Annotated in this window: 17 protein-coding genes, 1 tRNA gene and 1 other RNA gene; 15 read left to right on the top strand and 4 right to left on the bottom strand. The window is 33.5% G+C overall.

Annotation, left to right across the window (positions count from 1 at the left end; all coding sequences use genetic code 11):
• Window positions 1-55 precede the first annotated feature (55 nt).
• Window positions 56-1,000, top strand: coding sequence for a DNA-binding protein WhiA (gene whiA, locus HMPREF2897_RS02970; RefSeq protein ID WP_002445957.1), 945 nt, complete (start codon window positions 56-58; stop codon window positions 998-1,000).
• A 67-nt stretch (window positions 1,001-1,067) separates the two neighbouring features.
• On the opposite strand, the gene HMPREF2897_RS02965 is transcribed toward whiA, so the two are convergent.
• Window positions 1,068-1,139: transfer RNA gene (locus HMPREF2897_RS02965), tRNA-Arg, on the bottom strand.
• A gap of 189 nt (window positions 1,140-1,328) precedes the next feature.
• On the opposite strand from HMPREF2897_RS02965, the gene clpP reads away from it, so the two are divergent.
• Entirely contained in the window at window positions 1,329-1,913 is a 585-nt protein-coding gene (clpP, locus tag HMPREF2897_RS02960; protein WP_001829659.1) for an ATP-dependent Clp endopeptidase proteolytic subunit ClpP, read from the top strand.
• 152 nt (window positions 1,914-2,065) lie between these two features.
• Here clpP and HMPREF2897_RS02955 read toward each other — a convergent pair whose 3' ends face one another.
• Together HMPREF2897_RS02955 and HMPREF2897_RS02950 are read right to left on the bottom strand one after the other, a co-directional pair.
• The gene (locus tag HMPREF2897_RS02955; RefSeq protein WP_002476206.1) at window positions 2,066-2,257 is read right to left on the bottom strand and encodes a hypothetical protein; all 192 of its coding nucleotides are present in this window, start codon (window positions 2,255-2,257) and stop codon (window positions 2,066-2,068) included.
• A gap of 30 nt (window positions 2,258-2,287) precedes the next feature.
• On the bottom strand, window positions 2,288-3,187 hold the full coding sequence (locus tag HMPREF2897_RS02950) for a TIGR01777 family oxidoreductase (RefSeq protein ID WP_070592644.1): 900 nt from the start codon (window positions 3,185-3,187) through the stop codon (window positions 2,288-2,290).
• A gap of 865 nt (window positions 3,188-4,052) precedes the next feature.
• Here HMPREF2897_RS02950 and HMPREF2897_RS02945 point away from each other — a divergent pair.
• Window positions 4,053-4,664: a DUF4887 domain-containing protein gene (locus HMPREF2897_RS02945; protein WP_002491243.1), complete on the top strand. Its 612-nt coding sequence runs from the start codon at window positions 4,053-4,055 to the stop codon at window positions 4,662-4,664.
• 172 nt (window positions 4,665-4,836) lie between these two features.
• On the opposite strand, the gene HMPREF2897_RS02940 is transcribed toward HMPREF2897_RS02945, so the two are convergent.
• Window positions 4,837-5,073, bottom strand: coding sequence for a hypothetical protein (locus HMPREF2897_RS02940; protein ID WP_002476210.1), 237 nt, complete (start codon window positions 5,071-5,073; stop codon window positions 4,837-4,839).
• 353 nt (window positions 5,074-5,426) lie between these two features.
• On the opposite strand from HMPREF2897_RS02940, the gene HMPREF2897_RS02935 reads away from it, so the two are divergent.
• The 12 genes from HMPREF2897_RS02935 (at window position 5,427) to ssrA (ending at window position 18,082) form a co-directional block, all read left to right on the top strand.
• Complete coding sequence (locus HMPREF2897_RS02935; RefSeq protein ID WP_002476209.1) at window positions 5,427-6,440, top strand: sugar-binding transcriptional regulator; 1,014 nt, start codon at window positions 5,427-5,429, stop codon at window positions 6,438-6,440.
• Window positions 6,441-6,491: 51 nt separating this feature from the next.
• A complete protein-coding gene (gap, locus tag HMPREF2897_RS02930) occupies window positions 6,492-7,502 on the top strand; it encodes a type I glyceraldehyde-3-phosphate dehydrogenase (protein ID WP_001829667.1) in 1,011 nt (336 codons plus the stop codon).
• Window positions 7,503-7,695: 193 nt separating this feature from the next.
• Window positions 7,696-8,886, top strand: coding sequence for a phosphoglycerate kinase (gene pgk / locus HMPREF2897_RS02925; protein ID WP_002445963.1), 1,191 nt, complete (start codon window positions 7,696-7,698; stop codon window positions 8,884-8,886).
• Window positions 8,887-9,016: 130 nt separating this feature from the next.
• A complete protein-coding gene (tpiA, locus tag HMPREF2897_RS02920) occupies window positions 9,017-9,778 on the top strand; it encodes a triose-phosphate isomerase (RefSeq protein ID WP_002476189.1) in 762 nt (253 codons plus the stop codon).
• Window positions 9,779-9,780: 2 nt separating this feature from the next.
• Window positions 9,781-11,298, top strand: a complete 1,518-nt coding sequence (gene gpmI, locus HMPREF2897_RS02915) for a 2,3-bisphosphoglycerate-independent phosphoglycerate mutase (protein WP_070592642.1) — start codon at window positions 9,781-9,783, stop codon at window positions 11,296-11,298.
• A gap of 138 nt (window positions 11,299-11,436) precedes the next feature.
• Window positions 11,437-12,741, top strand: coding sequence for a surface-displayed alpha-enolase (gene eno / locus HMPREF2897_RS02910; RefSeq protein ID WP_001829595.1), 1,305 nt, complete (start codon window positions 11,437-11,439; stop codon window positions 12,739-12,741).
• Window positions 12,742-12,906: 165 nt separating this feature from the next.
• Window positions 12,907-13,365, top strand: a complete 459-nt coding sequence (locus HMPREF2897_RS02905) for a hypothetical protein (RefSeq protein WP_002445967.1) — start codon at window positions 12,907-12,909, stop codon at window positions 13,363-13,365.
• Between the two features lie 68 nt (window positions 13,366-13,433).
• Window positions 13,434-13,667, top strand: a complete 234-nt coding sequence (gene secG / locus HMPREF2897_RS02900; protein ID WP_001829669.1) for a preprotein translocase subunit SecG — start codon at window positions 13,434-13,436, stop codon at window positions 13,665-13,667.
• A 299-nt stretch (window positions 13,668-13,966) separates the two neighbouring features.
• Window positions 13,967-14,707 carry an alpha/beta hydrolase gene (locus HMPREF2897_RS02895; RefSeq protein WP_002457574.1) on the top strand — a complete coding sequence of 247 codons (741 nt, stop codon included), beginning with the start codon at window positions 13,967-13,969 and terminating at the stop codon, window positions 14,705-14,707.
• Window positions 14,708-14,741: 34 nt separating this feature from the next.
• Window positions 14,742-17,120, top strand: a complete 2,379-nt coding sequence (gene rnr, locus HMPREF2897_RS02890; RefSeq protein ID WP_070592641.1) for a ribonuclease R — start codon at window positions 14,742-14,744, stop codon at window positions 17,118-17,120.
• A gap of 24 nt (window positions 17,121-17,144) precedes the next feature.
• Complete coding sequence (smpB, locus tag HMPREF2897_RS02885) at window positions 17,145-17,615, top strand: SsrA-binding protein SmpB (RefSeq protein ID WP_001829588.1); 471 nt, start codon at window positions 17,145-17,147, stop codon at window positions 17,613-17,615.
• A gap of 105 nt (window positions 17,616-17,720) precedes the next feature.
• Window positions 17,721-18,082, top strand: a transfer-messenger RNA (tmRNA) gene (gene ssrA / locus HMPREF2897_RS02880).
• Window positions 18,083-18,515: the final 433 nt, after the last annotated feature.

The following is an 18,515-nucleotide window of genomic DNA, read 5'->3' as shown; positions in this document are numbered from 1 at the left end:
TTGGCGATACTATAAACAAGAATAAAAAAAAAGGATTAGGAAGGATGAGTGTTCAATGAGCTTTGCATCAGATATGAAAAATGAACTAACACGCATAGAAGTTGACGAATCGAATGCTAAAGCAGAGCTCAGTGCATTAATTCGCATGAATGGCGCACTTAGTCTATCAAATCAACAGTTTGTAATTAATGTACAGACAGAAAATGCAACAACAGCTCGTCGAATATATTCTCTTATCAAACGTATATTTAATGTTGAAGTTGAAATTTTAGTTAGAAAAAAGATGAAATTGAAAAAAAACAATATTTATATATGTCGAACAAAGATGTTAGCGAAAGAAATACTAAATGATTTAGGTATTTTAAAAGAGGGAGTTTTTACTCACGATATTGATCCGGATATGATCAAAGATGATGAAATGAAAAGAAGTTATTTAAGAGGGGCTTTCTTAGCAGGTGGTTCTGTAAATAACCCTGAAACGTCTTCATATCATCTCGAAATTTTTTCACAATATGAAGATCATTCCGAAGGTCTTACTAAATTGATGAATAGTTATGAACTCAATGCGAAACATTTAGAACGTAAAAAAGGGAGTATTGCGTATCTTAAAGAAGCTGAAAAAATTTCCGACTTTCTTAGTTTGATAGGTGGCTATCAAGCATTACTAAAGTTTGAAGATGTAAGAATTGTCCGTGATATGCGTAATTCGGTTAACCGTCTCGTAAATTGTGAAACAGCAAATCTTAATAAAACTGTTAGCGCAGCAATGAAACAGGTAGAAAGTATACAATTAATTGATGAAGAGATTGGGCTTGAAAATTTACCTGATCGTTTGAGAGAAGTAGCGAAGCTCAGAGTAGAACATCAAGAAATATCTTTAAAAGAATTGGGTGAGATGGTTTCTACAGGGCCTATATCTAAATCAGGTATGAATCACCGTTTAAGAAAGTTGAATGAATTAGCGGATAAAATAAGAAATGGTGAACAAATTGAATTATAAAAAATGAGATTTTAAGACTGAGATTACAAATAATCTCAGACAGTAAAATCTCAACATTATTAAGTAACCCCCTCGAGAGGAATCGAACCTCTATTTTAAGAACCGGAATCTTATGTGTTATCCATTACACTACGAGGGGTAAATAGTGAAATAATCACATTTCTGTACGTCGTTCAATAATGACGGTACAATAAAAAACGATAATTATAGTTTACAAATGAAAAGGTTAAGCGTCAAATTGAAATTTTGATTAATAAGCTTAATCTTTGACCATTTTTGACTTTTAAGGTAAAATAATTTTAACAGTTATTATAAGGAGGAAAAATAAATGAATTTAATTCCTACAGTTATTGAAACAACTAACCGCGGTGAACGTGCGTATGATATATATTCACGTTTATTGAAAGACCGTATTATCATGCTAGGTTCTCAAATTGATGATAACGTAGCTAACTCTATTGTGTCACAATTATTATTCTTGCAAGCGCAAGATTCTGAAAAGGATATTTATTTATATATTAATTCACCAGGTGGCAGTGTAACTGCTGGATTTGCTATTTATGATACTATCCAGCATATCAAACCAGACGTACAAACAATCTGTATTGGTATGGCAGCGTCTATGGGTTCATTCTTGTTAGCAGCAGGTGCAAAAGGTAAACGATTTGCACTACCTAATGCTGAAGTTATGATTCACCAACCTTTAGGTGGTGCACAAGGACAAGCAACTGAAATTGAGATTGCAGCAAATCATATTTTAAAAACACGTGAAAAATTAAATCGTATTTTATCAGAACGTACAGGTCAATCTATTGAAAAAATTCAACAAGATACTGATCGCGACAACTTCTTAACAGCTGCAGAAGCTAAAGAATATGGATTAATTGATGAAGTAATGGAGCCAGAAAAATAATAAAATAAACGTTGCATGATTATTGATTAATACACAAAACCCTAGTAGACGAAAATGTATATTTTATCATTTGTCTACTAGGGTTTTTATTTTAAATAATATATGAATGTAAATTTAGAATGAAATGATTATTTTCTTTAAACCGATGAAATTTAACGTTTAGAATGTTTTGATGATTGATACATGGTATTCAATGTTGTTGATAATAAAATGATTCCAACTAATATAAATAATATTGACATTAATATCATTGATAACGTACGTTCAAATGCAAATATACCATTTGCAATTAATAAAACACTCGCAATGATTAATAATATATATGTTAATTGAGTATCTTTCATTTTATACCCCTTCTTCTTACGATGTAATTCTTAAGCTTTAATTAAATCATCTAAAGCATTTCTTAAATTATTATACTTAAACTCAAAACCTAGTGCATATAATTTATTTGGAAGTACTTTTTGTGTATCTAATATGACAGTAGACATCTGACCTAACACTGTACGGAGTATCAATTTAGGTGTCCACGTTTCATGTGGTTTATGCATCGCACGTGCTAATGTATAACCGAATAAATTTTGTCTTTCAGGAATAGGTGCAGTTAAATTAAATGGACCTTCAGCGTTATCGTGATTGATAGTAAATAAAATACCTCTAATTAAGTCATCTATATGAATCCATGAGTACCATTGTCTTCCAGAGCCGAGTTTTCCCCCAACATATAAATGATACGGAAGTTCCATCATTTCAAGAGCGCCACCATCGTCTGATAGAATAAGGCCGAATCGACCTAAAACGACACGTGTACCGAATTGCTTAAATTTATTCGCAAAACGTTCCCATTGGTATACAATTTCTGATAAGAAATCAAATGGAAGTGTTTGATATAACTCGGTATAACTTGTAAATAAATCTGGAGGGTAGTAGCCCATTGCACTTGCGTTAAATAAAACTTCTGGTTTGTGTTCACGTGTTTCAAAAAGTTCAAATAGTGTTTGCGTTGATTGAATACGACTAAGCATCATCGCTTGTTTGTGGGAAGGTGTCCAACGTTTATTCAACGTTGCACCAGCTAAATTAATAACAATATCTATGTCTGGTACTTGATGTTGCCATCCCTCTTTTGACCAGTTGATATACGTGATTTTGGGATGATTAGAAGTTTTATCCTGTCTGGTTAAAATTGTAATATGTGCATCGGTTTGTTTAATTTCATTGACTAAGTGTGAACCGACCATGCCAGTTCCACCAGTGATTAAATAGCGTTTCATAGTTTCACCTCGTCTGAAAATAAAAAGCTGTCATCTTATTGATAGTTATTATTATTATTCATATTTTATACATTTTTTAGCCAATAAGATGTCAAAGACTTTTTTTAATATGCATTTAAAATAAAAACAGATTAGTTATAATAAAATTGTACCTTCGATAATTAATTAAACATCTCTTAATTAGTATGAGTATACCCCATAATAAACTAACGAAGGTAAATTTTGACTCCCTTTAGTAGTGGATCCGTGCGAGCAACGTATGGATCCTTTTTTCTATTCTAAAATACATATACCCCTTTTAATAGTAAATACTTTATAAAAGATTAATTTTTAACATTGTTTATTCCGTAAAATAAAAGGTTAAATTGGTAATAAAATAAAGTATCTATGTTCTAACTATAAAAGTTTTTTTAAATAATTATAAACCAGTAAAAAAGAAGTTAAAACTAATTCTACTTTTTATACTTGTGAAATAGTTTCATTTTATATCATTATTTATTTTAAACTTTTTTAAAAGATGTTGTGAATCATTTTGCACAGGTAAATGTAATAGGTAAATCTAAGAACTCTCGTGTTAAGATTTGATTAAGTTATTTAAAAATGATGTTAATCAATCAGTATGATGTTATCATGTATGAGATAATTAAATATAAAGTTGTATTGATTGATTAAACTCAAATATCACTGTTATATAATCTCATTGAACTTTGTTATTTAATTATTCCCAAAGGATCTGTTAAAAATAATTTTAGGGAAATACTACTTTTAATTATTGAAAATAGTTGAGATTTGATTTTTTACAATGATTCAATAGTATTGTTTTTAAGATAAATTCGTGTTTAAGAATGAAAGAGAGGTAAACAAGATGAGCGGTATCTCCAAATTTATTAGTGCGATTGTAGTTTTGCTATTATTAATAGGTTTAGCATTTGGTATTTACTCATTTGTCGATAGTTCAAAAAAAGGCAACGAACGACTCAATGATAAAACAACACAGCAAGAAAAGAAAAAAGACGATAAAGATAAAAAGGAAAAAAAAGACAAAAAATCGGAGGAAGAAAAAAAGAATAATACACAACAAACGCAACAAGTTCCTCAAACTCAACAAACGCAGCAAACTGTTCAAACGCCACAAAGACCTACGACTCAAACTCCGGTGAAACAAAATCCACAAACAGGAGAAAAGAGAGCAAAAGAGCCAAAAACTGACGAAAGAAAAAAATCTAGACAAGACAGTTCAAATTCTAAAGAAAGCCCAAGTCAAAAAGATCAATCGCCAACACAACAAAAGCCACAACAAAATAAATCTAACCAGTCATCAGCAAATCGTCAAAGCACCCAAAATAAATCAAATCAAACACAGTCAACCAGACCACAAAACAATGGAAATAGTGGCAATCAAAATGCTAGTTCAGGACAAAATACACAAAAACAAAATAATAACAATCAAAATTCTCAAAGCTCAAAAAAGGATTAATAAGAAAGAACATAAAAATTTCTGTAAAGTTCATCTTGTGACTATTCCTAAAAACAGGTTTAAGGTCACTTCAGTAAGTCATGATTTGTTCATTTTAATCTTTATTAACTCGAGTTAACCCAGTGGGTGGGACTTCGAATTCAAAATGAATTCAGTCCCACCCTTTTTATATTTATATAATCCAAAAAATTAGTAATGAAAGTAAGAATGAAATAAGTGAAATAGTTAAACAGCCTAACATACAGCCGCATCCTGAATGAGTGCAACTATAAGAATAAGTTTGATTAAAAGTTTTTAAATTTTGATTATTTTGAGATGAATTTTTATTAAAATAATCATCTCTTTTATATCTATCATCACTCGGATCTATAACTTCGATTTTTTCGTCAGAATGATTATAATTCGACATTGTTTTACCTCACTCTAGTTTTATTCATATTTAAATTATAGTTAATCATAACAACTAAATAAAACAAATGTATGAATAAAATTTAATTTGGGTAGAGTAATTTAAACAGCGAAGATTAATTAAATTACTATACAAGAATGAGGCCTATACTTTGTTTGTAATCGTTTTCCTGCAAACTTTTATAATTTAACTTAGAAAATGAGTGAATTCACTTGCAATTTATAATACGTAATAGTAGTATTGCAAGTGTAAAGAGGTTAGATTTTGTCCCAGGCGGGACTTAAAAAGTCAAAGCTTAGTTATGATTGCCTCTCAGGTACCTTTGTTACAAAGATATAAGGAGGAAGGTAGTAGTGAAAGACTTAATTAAAGTTCAACAAAAGCTTATACCTGATCTTATTGATAAGATGTATAGACGCTTTTATATTTTATCTACTATCTCTCAAAATCAACCTGTAGGAAGACGAAGTCTAAGTGAACATATGGATATGACTGAGAGAGTATTACGGTCGGAAACAGATATGTTAAAGAAGCAAGAATTAATTCGTGTCAAGCCTACGGGAATGGAAATTACTAATGAAGGTACTGAAGTATTAGCACAACTAGGTGAATACTTTAACGTTTATAGCGATGACCATAAATTGGCTAGAGCTATCAAAGATAAATTTCATATTAAAGATGTACATGTCATTCCAGGAGATTCCGATTCTAACCGAACTGTAAAACGTGAAATGGGTCAACAGGCTGGGCAACTTTTAGAAGGTATACTTTATGAAGATGCTATTGTATCTGTAACTGGTGGTTCAACAATGGCGTGCGTGAGTGAGTCGATACATTTATTACCTTTTAACGTATTCTTTGTTCCAGCTAGAGGTGGACTTGGAGAAAATGTCGTTTATCAAGCGAATACAATCGCTTCGAGTATGGCCCAACAAGCTGGTGGTTATTACACAACACTCTATGTCCCAGACAACGTGAGTGAGTCCACATACGATACGTTAATGTTGGAACCTTCTGTCATGCATACACTGGATAAAATCAAGCAAGCTAATATTACAATACACGGCATTGGTGATGCGCTGAAGATGGCGCATCGACGTCAATCATCTCAAGATGTGATTGATAACCTTCAACATCATCAAGCCGTTGGAGAAGCTTTTGGATATTATTTTGACGCTCAGGGTCAAATAGTTCATAAGGTCAAAACGATTGGCCTTCAACTAGAGAATCTTGAGAACAAAGAGTTTATTTTTGCGGTTGCTGGTGGACAATCAAAAGGAGAAGCTATTAAAGCTTATCTTTCAATTGCACCGGAAAACACTGTATTGATTACAGATGAAGCCGCAGCAAAAGTCATTTTACAATAGTAATAAAAAGTTTAATACTTTTTAAATATCATTTTAAAGGAGGCCATTATAATGGCAATTAAAGTAGCAATTAATGGTTTTGGTAGAATTGGTCGTTTAGCATTCAGAAGAATTCAAGATGTAGAAGGTCTTGAAGTAGTTGCAGTTAACGACTTAACAGATGACGATATGTTAGCTCATTTATTAAAATACGATACTATGCAAGGTCGTTTCACTGGAGAAGTTGAAGTTATCGAAGGTGGATTCCGTGTTAACGGTAAAGAAATTAAATCATTCGATGAACCAGATGCTGGTAAATTACCATGGGGCGATTTAGATATCGACGTAGTATTAGAATGTACTGGTTTCTATACTGATAAAGAAAAAGCACAAGCTCACATCGATGCAGGTGCTAAAAAAGTATTAATCTCAGCTCCAGCTAAAGGTGATGTAAAAACAATCGTATTCAACACTAACCATGACACATTAGACGGTTCAGAAACAGTTGTTTCAGGTGCTTCTTGTACTACTAACTCATTAGCACCAGTTGCAAAAGTTTTAAGTGATGAATTCGGTTTAGTTGAAGGTTTCATGACTACAATTCACGCTTACACTGGTGACCAAAATACACAAGACGCACCTCACAGAAAAGGTGACAAACGTCGTGCACGTGCAGCAGCAGAAAATATTATCCCTAACTCAACAGGTGCTGCTAAAGCTATCGGTAAAGTTATTCCAGAAATCGATGGTAAATTAGACGGTGGAGCACAACGTGTTCCAGTTGCTACTGGTTCTTTAACTGAATTAACTGTAGTATTAGACAAACAAGATGTAACTGTTGACCAAGTTAACAGTGCTATGAAACAAGCTTCAGACGAATCATTCGGTTACACTGAAGACGAAATCGTATCTTCTGATATCGTTGGTATGACTTACGGTTCATTATTCGATGCGACTCAAACTCGTGTTATGACTGTTGGAGATCGTCAATTAGTTAAAGTTGCAGCTTGGTACGACAATGAAATGTCTTACACTGCTCAATTAGTACGTACATTAGCTCACTTAGCTGAACTTTCTAAATAATTGAAGCTTAACGGATAAGCACGTTATTTAAAGTTATAGCGTGAAGAGTGTAAAGCTCTTCTATACGTTCATAATTTGACTAGTGCTCTGTACTGTTTAATTAGATATATAAGCTTATGAGTAAGCGGGGAGCACATACGCTTCTCCGCTTATTTTTATATAAAGTTTTCCTATACGAAGGAGGAAATAGATAATGGCTAAAAAAATCGTTTCAGACTTAGATTTAAAAGGTAAAGTTGTTCTTGAGCGCGCTGATTTTAACGTTCCAATTAAAGATGGTGAAATCACTAATGACAACAGAATTGTTCAAGCATTACCAACAATCAAATACATTATTGAACAAGGTGGTAAATTAGTTTTATTCTCTCACTTAGGTAAAGTTAAAGAAGAAAGTGATAAAGAAGGACTTTCACTTAAGCCTGTTGCTGAAAACTTATCTAAGCAATTAGGTAAAGAAGTTATATTCGTTCCTGAAACACGTGGCGAAAAACTTGAAACAGCAATTGAAAACTTAAATGAAGGCGATGTTTTATTAGTTGAAAATACACGTTTCGAAGATTTAGATGGTAAAAAAGAGTCTAAAAATGATCCTGAATTAGGTAAATATTGGGCGTCATTAGGTGATGTATTTGTTAATGATGCATTCGGTACAGCGCATCGTGAACATGCGTCAAATGTAGGTATTTCTACTCATTTAGAAACAGCAGCCGGTTATTTAATGGAAAAAGAAATTAAATTTATTGGTGGCGTAGTGAATGATCCACAAAAACCGGTAGTTGCTATTTTAGGTGGCGCTAAAGTTTCAGATAAAATTAATGTTATCAAAAATTTAGTTAATATCGCAGATAAAATCTTAATCGGTGGCGGTATGGCTTATACGTTTATTAAAGCGCAAGGTAAGGAAATAGGTCTTTCATTATTGGAAGAAGATAAAATTGATTTTGCTAAAGACTTGTTAGAGAATAATGGCGATCAAATAGTATTACCTGTAGATTGTAAAATCGCTAAAGAATTTTCTAATGATGCAAAAATCACTGAAGTATCTATCAATGAAATCCCCTCAGATCAAGAAGCAATGGATATTGGGCCTAAAACAGTAGAATTATTTAATAAAGAATTACAAGGTGCACATACTGTAGTATGGAATGGACCTATGGGTGTATTTGAATTTAGTAATTTTGCTAAAGGTACAATCGGTGTATGTGAGTCTATTGCTAAATTGGAAGACGCTACTACTATTATTGGTGGTGGTGACTCTGCTGCAGCAGCAATTTCATTAGGTTTCGAAGATGACTTCACACATATCTCTACTGGTGGAGGAGCATCATTAGAATACTTAGAAGGTAAAGAATTACCTGGTATAAAAGCTATTAATGATAAATAAGTTTTTAAATACTTTGATGTGGGAATAAAACAAGAGAAAGTTATTTTTGCTTTCAATGTTTATTTCGAAATAAGCAAGTATTTGGATAAAAGCTTACAAATTTAACACTAAAAATTAAGGAGTGTAATGAATGAGAACACCAATTATAGCCGGAAACTGGAAAATGAATAAAACAGTTCAAGAAGCTAAAGACTTTGTAAACGAATTACCAACATTACCTGATCCTAAAGAAGTAGAATCAGTTATTTGTGCACCAACAATCCAATTAGACGCTTTAGTAACAGCTGTTAAAGATGGTAAAGCAAAAGGGTTAAAAATTGGGGCACAAAACGCTTACTTTGAAGAAAGTGGTGCTTATACTGGAGAAACTTCACCAGTAGCATTATCTGAATTAGGTGTTAAATATGTAGTGATTGGTCACTCAGAGCGTCGTGACTATTTCCACGAAACTGACGAAGAAGTAAACAAAAAAGCGCATGCTATCTTCAATCACGGTATGACACCTATTATTTGTGTAGGTGAATCTGATGAAGAACGTGAAGCTGGTAAAGCAAATGAAATCGTAGGTAATCAAGTGAAAAAAGCTGTCGAAGGTTTATCAGATGATCAACTTAAAGAAGTTGTTATTGCATATGAACCAATTTGGGCTATCGGTACTGGTAAGTCATCTACATCTGAAGATGCAAATGAAATGTGTGCTCACGTACGTCAAACATTAGCTGACTTATCTAGTCAAGAGGTTGCTGACGCTACACGTATTCAATATGGTGGTAGTGTTAAACCTAATAACATTAAAGAATATATGGCTCAATCAGATATCGATGGTGCTCTAGTAGGTGGCGCATCATTAAAAGTTGAAGATTTCGTACAATTGTTAGAAGGTGCAAAATAATTATGGCAAAACAACCAACTGCCTTAATCATCTTAGATGGTTTTGCAAATCGTGAAAGTGAACATGGCAATGCAGTTAAGCAAGCACACAAACCTAATTTTGATCGATATTATGAAAAATATCCTACAACACAAATAGAAGCAAGTGGCTTAGATGTAGGTCTTCCTGAAGGTCAAATGGGTAACTCTGAAGTAGGACATATGAATATTGGTGCAGGACGCATCGTATATCAAAGTTTAACTCGTATTAATAAATCGATTGAAGACGGAGAATTCTTCGATAATACTGTATTAAATAACGCTGTTAAACATGTTAAAGACAATGACTCTGCACTTCATGTATTCGGATTGCTTTCTGATGGTGGTGTACACAGTCATTATAAGCATCTATTTGCTATTTTAGAATTAGCTAAAAAGCAAGGAATAGATAAAGTATATGTCCACGCATTTTTAGATGGTCGTGATGTTGATCAAAAATCTGCTTTGAAATATATAGAGGAAACTGAAGATAAATTTAAGGAATTAGGTGTAGGTCAATTCGCTTCGGTTTCAGGACGTTATTATGCTATGGATCGTGACAAGCGTTGGGATCGTGAGGAACGTGCATATAATGCTATTCGTAACTTTGAAGGTCCTACATTTACTTCAGCTAAAGCAGGCGTTGAAGCTAATTACAAAAATGATGTGACTGATGAATTCGTCGAACCGTTTATAGTTGAGGGCCAAAATGATGGTGTGAACGACGGTGACGCAGTAATCTTCTATAATTTCCGTCCAGATAGAGCAGCTCAACTTTCAGAAATCTTTACTAATAAAGCGTTTGATGGATTTAAAGTTGAACAAGTGGACAACTTATTCTACGCTACATTCACGAAATATAATGACAATGTAGATGCTGAAATTGTATTTGAAAAAGTTGACTTAAATAATACAATCGGTGAAGTTGCTCAAGATAATGGCTTGAAACAATTACGTATCGCTGAAACTGAAAAGTATCCACATGTGACATACTTTATGAGTGGTGGACGAAATGAAGAATTTGAAGGAGAACGTCGTAGACTCATCGATTCTCCTAAAGTAGCGACTTACGATTTGAAACCTGAGATGAGTGCATATGAAGTTAAAGATGCATTATTAGAAGAGTTAGATAAAGGTGACTTAGATTTAATTCTATTGAACTTTGCTAACCCAGATATGGTTGGACATAGTGGTATGCTAGAACCAACAATTAAAGCAATCGAAGCAGTAGATGAGTGTCTTGGTGAAGTCGTTGACAAAATTATTGATATGGGTGGTCATGCCATCATCACTGCAGATCACGGTAACTCAGATCAAGTGTTAACTGATGACGACCAACCTATGACGACACACACAACTAATCCTGTTCCAGTTATTGTAACTAAAGACGGTGTTACATTAAGAGAAACTGGACGCTTAGGAGATTTAGCGCCGACATTATTAGATTTATTAAACGTTAAGCAACCATCTGAAATGACAGGTGAATCATTGATTAAAAATTAGTATAGATGCATTAAGGTTAAGAATTTACAGCAACGTATAGATGTTCAAATTTTCTTGATTTTATATGTATTATCATTTTATAAAAGTTTAGAAAAAGGCTATAATAGTCATATAATATAATTAAAGGAGATATTAAACATGCCAATTATTACAGATGTTTACGCTCGCGAAGTCTTAGACTCACGTGGTAACCCAACAGTTGAAGTTGAAGTATTAACTGAAAGCGGTGCTTTCGGACGTGCATTAGTACCTTCTGGTGCTTCTACTGGTGAACATGAAGCAGTTGAATTACGTGATGGAGATAAATCACGTTATTTAGGTAAAGGTGTGACTAAAGCGGTAGAAAATGTTAACGAAATGATCGCACCAGAAATCGTTGAAGGTGAATTTTCAGTTTTAGATCAAGTATCTATTGACAAAATGATGATTCAATTAGACGGTACACACAACAAAGGTAAATTAGGTGCAAATGCAATTTTAGGTGTTTCTATTGCCGTAGCTCGTGCAGCTGCTGATTTATTAGGTCAACCATTATATAAATATTTAGGTGGATTCAATGGTAAACAATTACCAGTGCCTATGATGAATATTGTTAATGGTGGTTCTCACTCAGATGCACCAATTGCTTTCCAAGAGTTCATGATTTTACCTGTAGGTGCAGAATCATTCAAAGAATCATTACGTTGGGGTGCGGAAATCTTCCATAACCTTAAATCAATCTTAAGTGAACGCGGTTTAGAAACTGCAGTAGGTGATGAAGGTGGTTTCGCTCCTAGATTTGAAGGTACTGAAGACGCTGTTGAAACTATTATTAAAGCTATCGAAAAAGCAGGATACAAACCAGGTGAAGATGTATTCTTAGGATTTGACTGTGCTTCTTCTGAATTCTACGAAAATGGTGTTTATGATTACACTAAATTCGAAGGTGAACACGGCGCTAAACGCAGTGCAGCAGAGCAAGTTGACTACTTAGAAGAATTAATTGGTAAATATCCAATCATCACTATTGAAGATGGTATGGATGAAAACGATTGGGAAGGTTGGAAACAATTAACTGATCGTATCGGTGATAAAGTTCAATTAGTTGGTGATGATTTATTCGTAACTAACACTGAAATTTTATCTAAAGGTATCGAACAAGGTATTGGTAACTCAATCTTAATCAAAGTAAACCAAATCGGTACATTAACTGAAACATTCGATGCTATTGAAATGGCTCAAAAAGCTGGATATACTGCGGTTGTATCTCACCGTTCTGGTGAAACTGAAGATACTACAATTGCTGATATCGCAGTTGCTACAAATGCAGGTCAAATTAAAACAGGTTCATTATCTAGAACTGACCGTATTGCTAAATACAATCAATTATTACGTATTGAAGATGAATTATACGAAACAGCTAAATTTGAAGGAATTAAATCTTTCTACAATTTAGATAAATAATATCTCTTTAATTTTTATAAGAGTTCACGCTTATGATTTAATATCTTAATTGAATTGTCCGTTGCAGAGTTGAGGCTGCAACGGGCTTTTTTAGTTAAGTACATTTTAAATTATTAATGTAAACTGATATAATAATGTGAGTAATTTTGTAAAAGGAGTACAATTATGACAGACTCAAATGCTAAAGAAATAAGAACGGGACGTTTAATTGCGATAAGTTCATTAGTGTTTTGTATTTTACTTATCCTTCACCACTTTATTGTATTAGATGAATCAACAGCTAAATCAATTTTATCTTTAGCTGGTCAAAAAACATCAGATACAGCAGTAAAAAACATTTTAAATAGTGACCGATACACTGGCATTATGTACATTTTAGCTTATTTGGCAGGTACTGTTGCTTTCTGGAATCGCCATCCATATTTATGGTGGTTTATGTTTGCCGTATATATTTCTAATGCACTATTTACACTCGTAAATCTTTACTTATTTATTCAAGGTATTTTAGATGTAAAAAATGTACTTGCAGTTTTACCAATTTTAATTGTAGTGATTGGATCTATTATTCTAGCAATTTATATGCTAGTTGTTTCTATTAAACGTAAAAGTACTTTCAATAGATAGAAGTTTGATTACATCAATAAAGATGTGTTATAATTTCTTTCGTATATAATGAACGGAGGACAATTTTTATGCATACATTAATCATCGTTTTATTAATAATAGATTGTATTGCATTAGTGACTGTTGTATTACTCCAAGAAGGTAAAAGTAATGGACTTTCAGGTGCTATTAGTGGTGGCGCTGAACAATTGTTTGGTAAACAAAAACAACGTGGCGTCGATTTATTCTTGCATAGATTAACAATAATTTTAGCTATTTTATTCTTTGTACTTATGTTTTGTATTAGTTACTTAGGTATGTAGAGAATATTATATTTGTTTTAATGAAGTAAATGAATCTTAACCAAGACTGATAAATGATAGGGCAAATGAATCACATTTGCTATTAAGTATTATCAGCCTGAGTCCGACGATATACTTGTCGGACTTTTTTATTTTATAATTAAGACAACCATGTTTTTAAATCATATGTTAAAGGGAATAATGATTTATCAAGTAATTTTGATAATAATGAAGAGTTTTTAAATATATCAAATATGATGAAAGACTTAACTTATTTAGGATAGATTGAGTACTTATCATAAGGGAGAGGGATTTTAATCATGCAAATTAAACTACCAAAACCATTCTTTTTTGAAGAAGGTAAACGTGCAGTGTTACTTCTTCACGGCTTCACAGGTAACTCTGCTGATGTAAGACAACTTGGGCGTTACCTTCAAAAAAAGGGCTATACATCTTATGCTCCACAATATGAAGGACATGCAGCGCCTCCAGAAGAAATATTAAAATCTAGCCCTTTTGTTTGGTTTAAAGATGTTTTAGATGGTTATGATTATTTAGTAGACCAAGGTTACGAAGAAATAGCAGTAGCTGGTTTATCATTAGGTGGCGCCTTCGCATTAAAACTAAGTTTAAATCGTGATGTGAAGGGGATTATAACTATGTGTGCACCTATGGAGAATAAAACAGAAGGTTCGATTTATGAAGGATTTCTTGAATATGCACGTAACTTTAAAAAATATGAAGGCAAAGATCAACAAACGATTGATCAAGAAATGGAACAATTTCATCCAACTGAAACACTGAAAGAACTGAGTGACACACTAAATGGAGTTAAAGAACATGTCGATGAAGTAATTGATCCAATACTTGTCGTACAAGCAGAACAAGATACAATGATTGATCCTCAATCAGCAAATTATATATATAATCATGTCGATTCTGATGAGAAAGAAATCAAATGGTATCAACATTCAGGTCATGTGATTACCATTGATAAAGAAAAAGAGAAAGTCTTTGAAGATGTATATCAATTTTTAGAATCATTGGAATGGACAGAGTAAAAAATAAAGATGTAGGAGAGAAAGGAGGGGCATAATGAATTTAAAGCAATCCATCGAAGAAATGATAAAACAACCTGACTATGAACCCATGTCAGTATCTGACTTTCAAGATGCGTTAGGTTTAAACAGTGCCGACTCATTTAGAGATTTAATTAAAATACTCGTTGAATTAGAACAGTCTGGTTTAATTGAACGTACAAGAACAGACAGATATCAACGTAAACAATCCAACAAAACAAATTCAAAACTAATCAAAGGAACGTTAAGTCAAAACAAAAAAGGCTTTGCTTTTTTAAGACCTGAAGATGACGAGATGGACGATATTTTTATTCCACCAACTAAAATCAATAGAGCATTAGATGGAGATACCGTCATCGTGGAAATTCAAAAATCTCGTGGAGAACATAAAGGTAAAATTGAAGGTGAAGTAAAATCTATTGAAAAGCATTCAGTTACACAAGTTGTTGGAACGTATAGCGAAGCAAAGCATTTTGGTTTTGTATTACCGGATGACAAACGTATCATGCAAGATATCTTTATACCTAAAGGACAAAATTTAGGTGCTGTAGATGGGCATAAAGTATTAGTACAAATTACGAAGTATGCCGATAGTACAGACAATCCAGAAGGCCACGTTTCAGCAATATTAGGTCATAAAAATGATCCAGGTGTAGATATACTTTCCATCATTTACCAGCATGGAATAGAAATCGAGTTTCCAGATGCTGTATTACAAGAAGCTGAAGAAGTACCAGATGTAATAGAACCCTCTGAAATCGAAGGGCGTCGTGATTTAAGAGATGAATTAACAATCACTATAGATGGTGCAGATGCTAAAGATTTAGATGATGCCATTGCTGTAAAAAAATTAAAAAATGGCAACACCGAGCTTACAGTTAGTATTGCAGATGTAAGTTACTATGTAAAAGAAGGCTCAGCTTTAGATAAAGAAGCATATGATCGTGCGACAAGTGTGTATCTTGTCGATCGAGTAATCCCGATGATTCCACATCGTCTAAGTAATGGAATATGCTCATTAAATCCGGAAGAAGATCGTTTAACATTAAGTTGTCGAATGGAAATAAATGAACGAGGCGAAGTTGTAAAGCATGAAATCTTTGATAGTGTAATACATTCAAACTACAGAATGACATATGATGCAGTTAACAAAATTATCACTGATCAAGATTCTGAAATACGTTCACAATATAAAGATTTAACACCTATGTTAGATTTAGCGCAAGATTTATCAAATAGATTAATTCGTATGCGTAAACGTCGTGGAGAAATTGATTTTGATATTAATGAAGCGAAAGTACTTGTGAATGACGAAGGTATTCCAACAGAAGTGCTAATGAGAGAACGCGGCGAAGGAGAACGTTTAATTGAATCGTTCATGTTAGCAGCCAATGAAACAGTAGCTGAACACTTCAATAAATTGGAAGTACCATTTATTTATCGTGTTCATGAACAACCAAAATCTGACCGATTAAGACAGTTCTTCGACTTTATTACCAATTTTGGTATTATGATTAAAGGTACAGGTGAAGATATTCATCCGACAACATTACAAAACATTCAAGAAGAAGTTGAAGGTAGACCAGAACAAATGGTTATTTCAACCATGATGTTACGTTCTATGCAACAAGCACATTATGATGATGTTAATTTAGGGCATTTTGGTTTGTCTGCTGAGTACTATACTCACTTTACGTCTCCAATACGCCGTTATCCTGATTTAACAGTGCATAGATTAATACGTAAATATTTAATAGAGAATTCCATGGATAAGAAAGAAATACGTCATTGGGAAGAGACGTTGCCAGAATTAGCCGAGCACACATCACAACGTGAACGTCGTGCCATTGAAGCCGAACGTGATACTGATGAATTGAAAAAAGCTGAGTATATGATTCAACATATTGGTGATGAATTTGAAGGTATCATTAGCTCGGTTGCTAATTTTGGTATGTTTATAGAATTACCTAATACTATTGAGGGTATGGTTCATATCGCTAATATGACAGACGATTATTATCATTTTGATGAACGACAAATGGCACTAATCGGTGAACGTCAAGCAAAAGTCTTTCGCATTGGTGATGAGGTCAAAGTTAAAGTGACACATGTTGATGTGGAAGAACGCATGATAGATTTCCAAATTGTTGGCATGCCATTACCTAAAAAAACATCATCACAACGACCTGCTCGTGAGAAAACCATTCAAGCTAAAACACGTGGCAAGTCTTTAGACCATACTAAAAGTGATCGTAATGGTAAAGGTAAAAAGAAAAAGCGTAAGCAACGTAAAGGTAAAAATGCTCGTAAAAAAGATAAACAAGGTAATACGCACCACAAACCTTTTTATAAAGATAAAAGTGTGAAGAAGAAATCACGTCGAAAGAAAAAATAGTCAGCAAAGATGAGGTGAGTAATAGTGGCTAAGAAAAAATCAAAATCACCAGGTACGTTAGCTGAAAACCGTAAAGCAAGACATGACTACAATATTGAAGATACAATTGAAGCGGGTATTGCTTTAAGAGGTACTGAAATTAAATCCATACGTCGTGGTAGTGCCAATTTAAAAGATAGCTTTGCGCAAGTGAGACGAGGCGAAATGTACCTGAATAATATGCATATTGCACCATATGAAGAAGGAAATCGTTTTAATCATGATCCTTTACGTACACGTAAATTACTATTGCACAAAAAAGAAATTCAAAAATTAGGTGAGCGTACACGAGAAATAGGTTACTCTATTATTCCGTTGAAGTTATATTTAAAACATGGTCAATGTAAAGTTTTATTAGGCGTTGCTAGAGGTAAAAAGAAATACGACAAACGTCAAGCACTTAAAGAAAAAGCGGTAAAACGAGATATTGATCGCGCAGTTAAAGCCCGTTATTAAGCAATATCATTGCTTAATCGGGCCATCTTTGATATGATTGATTGCAGTGTCAAATTGTTTTATTAATGATTTAACAAAGTATTTTGTTAGATTGATTTGAATTGAGGGGACGTTCTTGGATTCGACAGGGGTCCCCCGAGCTTATTAAGCGTGTCGGAGGGCTGTCTCCGTTATCAACACATTTCGGTTAAATATAACTGACAAATCAAACAATAATTTCGCAGTAGCTGCGTAATAGCCACTGCATCGCCTAACAGCATCTCCTACGTGCTGTTAACGCGATTCAACCCTAGTAGGATATGCTAAACACTGCCGCTTGAAGTCTGTTTAGATGAAATATAATCAAGCTAGTATCATGTTGGTTGTTTATTGCTTAGCATGATGCGAAAATTATCAATAAACTACACACGTAGAAAGATTTGTATCAGGACCTCTGGACGCGGGTTCGAATCCCGCCGTCTCCATTATGTAGCCTGCAACCCATGTGGTTGTGGGCTTTTTGTTTTTGGGTCCACAAAAAGTGCACAGCACATAAAAAACATACTAAGATTAGCTATGAAGAAATCTATGACGATAGATTTTTTCATAGCTATTTTTTATAGTTATAGAGAGGAGTAGACTGTCCAGACTCTTGGATTTTAAATCCGTATAAAAAACAAGTCAGCTTTACTCTCGCCTTTTGAAATTCGTTTGTAGTATGTTGGGTTCCTGAAACCGTGTATAGGAAAATGAAATGAGAAAGGTTAAGTAAAGTTTTTAGCTTCTCAACTATTCAAAGGAGGTTTTTTTATCGATTACTTAGGTGTTGATATTAGTAAAAGGCGTAGTGTAGTTGCACATTATAAAAATGGAAAATTCCAAAAAACGTTTTTCATCCAAAATAATAAAAATGGCTACAAT

Source organism: Staphylococcus sp. HMSC065D05, assembly GCF_001813195.1.
Lineage (GTDB): Bacteria > Bacillota > Bacilli > Staphylococcales > Staphylococcaceae > Staphylococcus > Staphylococcus epidermidis.
Note: the sequence above shows the minus strand (reverse complement) of the source record. Positions and strands in the feature narration are given on the sequence as shown.

Bases quoted from the DNA above. Each gene is read 5' to 3' on its own strand.
- HMPREF2897_RS02950 (WP_070592644.1), bottom strand. From the start codon at position 3,187: ATGAAACGCTATTTAATCACTGGTGGAACTGGCATGGTCGGTTCACAC.
- HMPREF2897_RS02895 (WP_002457574.1), top strand. From the start codon at position 13,967: ATGCAAATTAAACTACCAAAACCATTCTTTTTTGAAGAAGGTAAACGT.
- HMPREF2897_RS02940 (WP_002476210.1), bottom strand. From the start codon at position 5,073: ATGTCGAATTATAATCATTCTGACGAAAAAATCGAAGTTATAGATCCG.
- eno (WP_001829595.1), top strand. From the start codon at position 11,437: ATGCCAATTATTACAGATGTTTACGCTCGCGAAGTCTTAGACTCACGT.
- HMPREF2897_RS02945 (WP_002491243.1), top strand. From the start codon at position 4,053: ATGAGCGGTATCTCCAAATTTATTAGTGCGATTGTAGTTTTGCTATTA.
- tpiA (WP_002476189.1), top strand. From the start codon at position 9,017: ATGAGAACACCAATTATAGCCGGAAACTGGAAAATGAATAAAACAGTT.
- HMPREF2897_RS02955 (WP_002476206.1), bottom strand. From the start codon at position 2,257: ATGAAAGATACTCAATTAACATATATATTATTAATCATTGCGAGTGTT.
- HMPREF2897_RS02905 (WP_002445967.1), top strand. From the start codon at position 12,907: ATGACAGACTCAAATGCTAAAGAAATAAGAACGGGACGTTTAATTGCG.
- gap (WP_001829667.1), top strand. From the start codon at position 6,492: ATGGCAATTAAAGTAGCAATTAATGGTTTTGGTAGAATTGGTCGTTTA.
- gpmI (WP_070592642.1), top strand. From the start codon at position 9,781: ATGGCAAAACAACCAACTGCCTTAATCATCTTAGATGGTTTTGCAAAT.
- secG (WP_001829669.1), top strand. From the start codon at position 13,434: ATGCATACATTAATCATCGTTTTATTAATAATAGATTGTATTGCATTA.
- clpP (WP_001829659.1), top strand. From the start codon at position 1,329: ATGAATTTAATTCCTACAGTTATTGAAACAACTAACCGCGGTGAACGT.
- rnr (WP_070592641.1), top strand. From the start codon at position 14,742: ATGAATTTAAAGCAATCCATCGAAGAAATGATAAAACAACCTGACTAT.
- whiA (WP_002445957.1), top strand. From the start codon at position 56: ATGAGCTTTGCATCAGATATGAAAAATGAACTAACACGCATAGAAGTT.
- pgk (WP_002445963.1), top strand. From the start codon at position 7,696: ATGGCTAAAAAAATCGTTTCAGACTTAGATTTAAAAGGTAAAGTTGTT.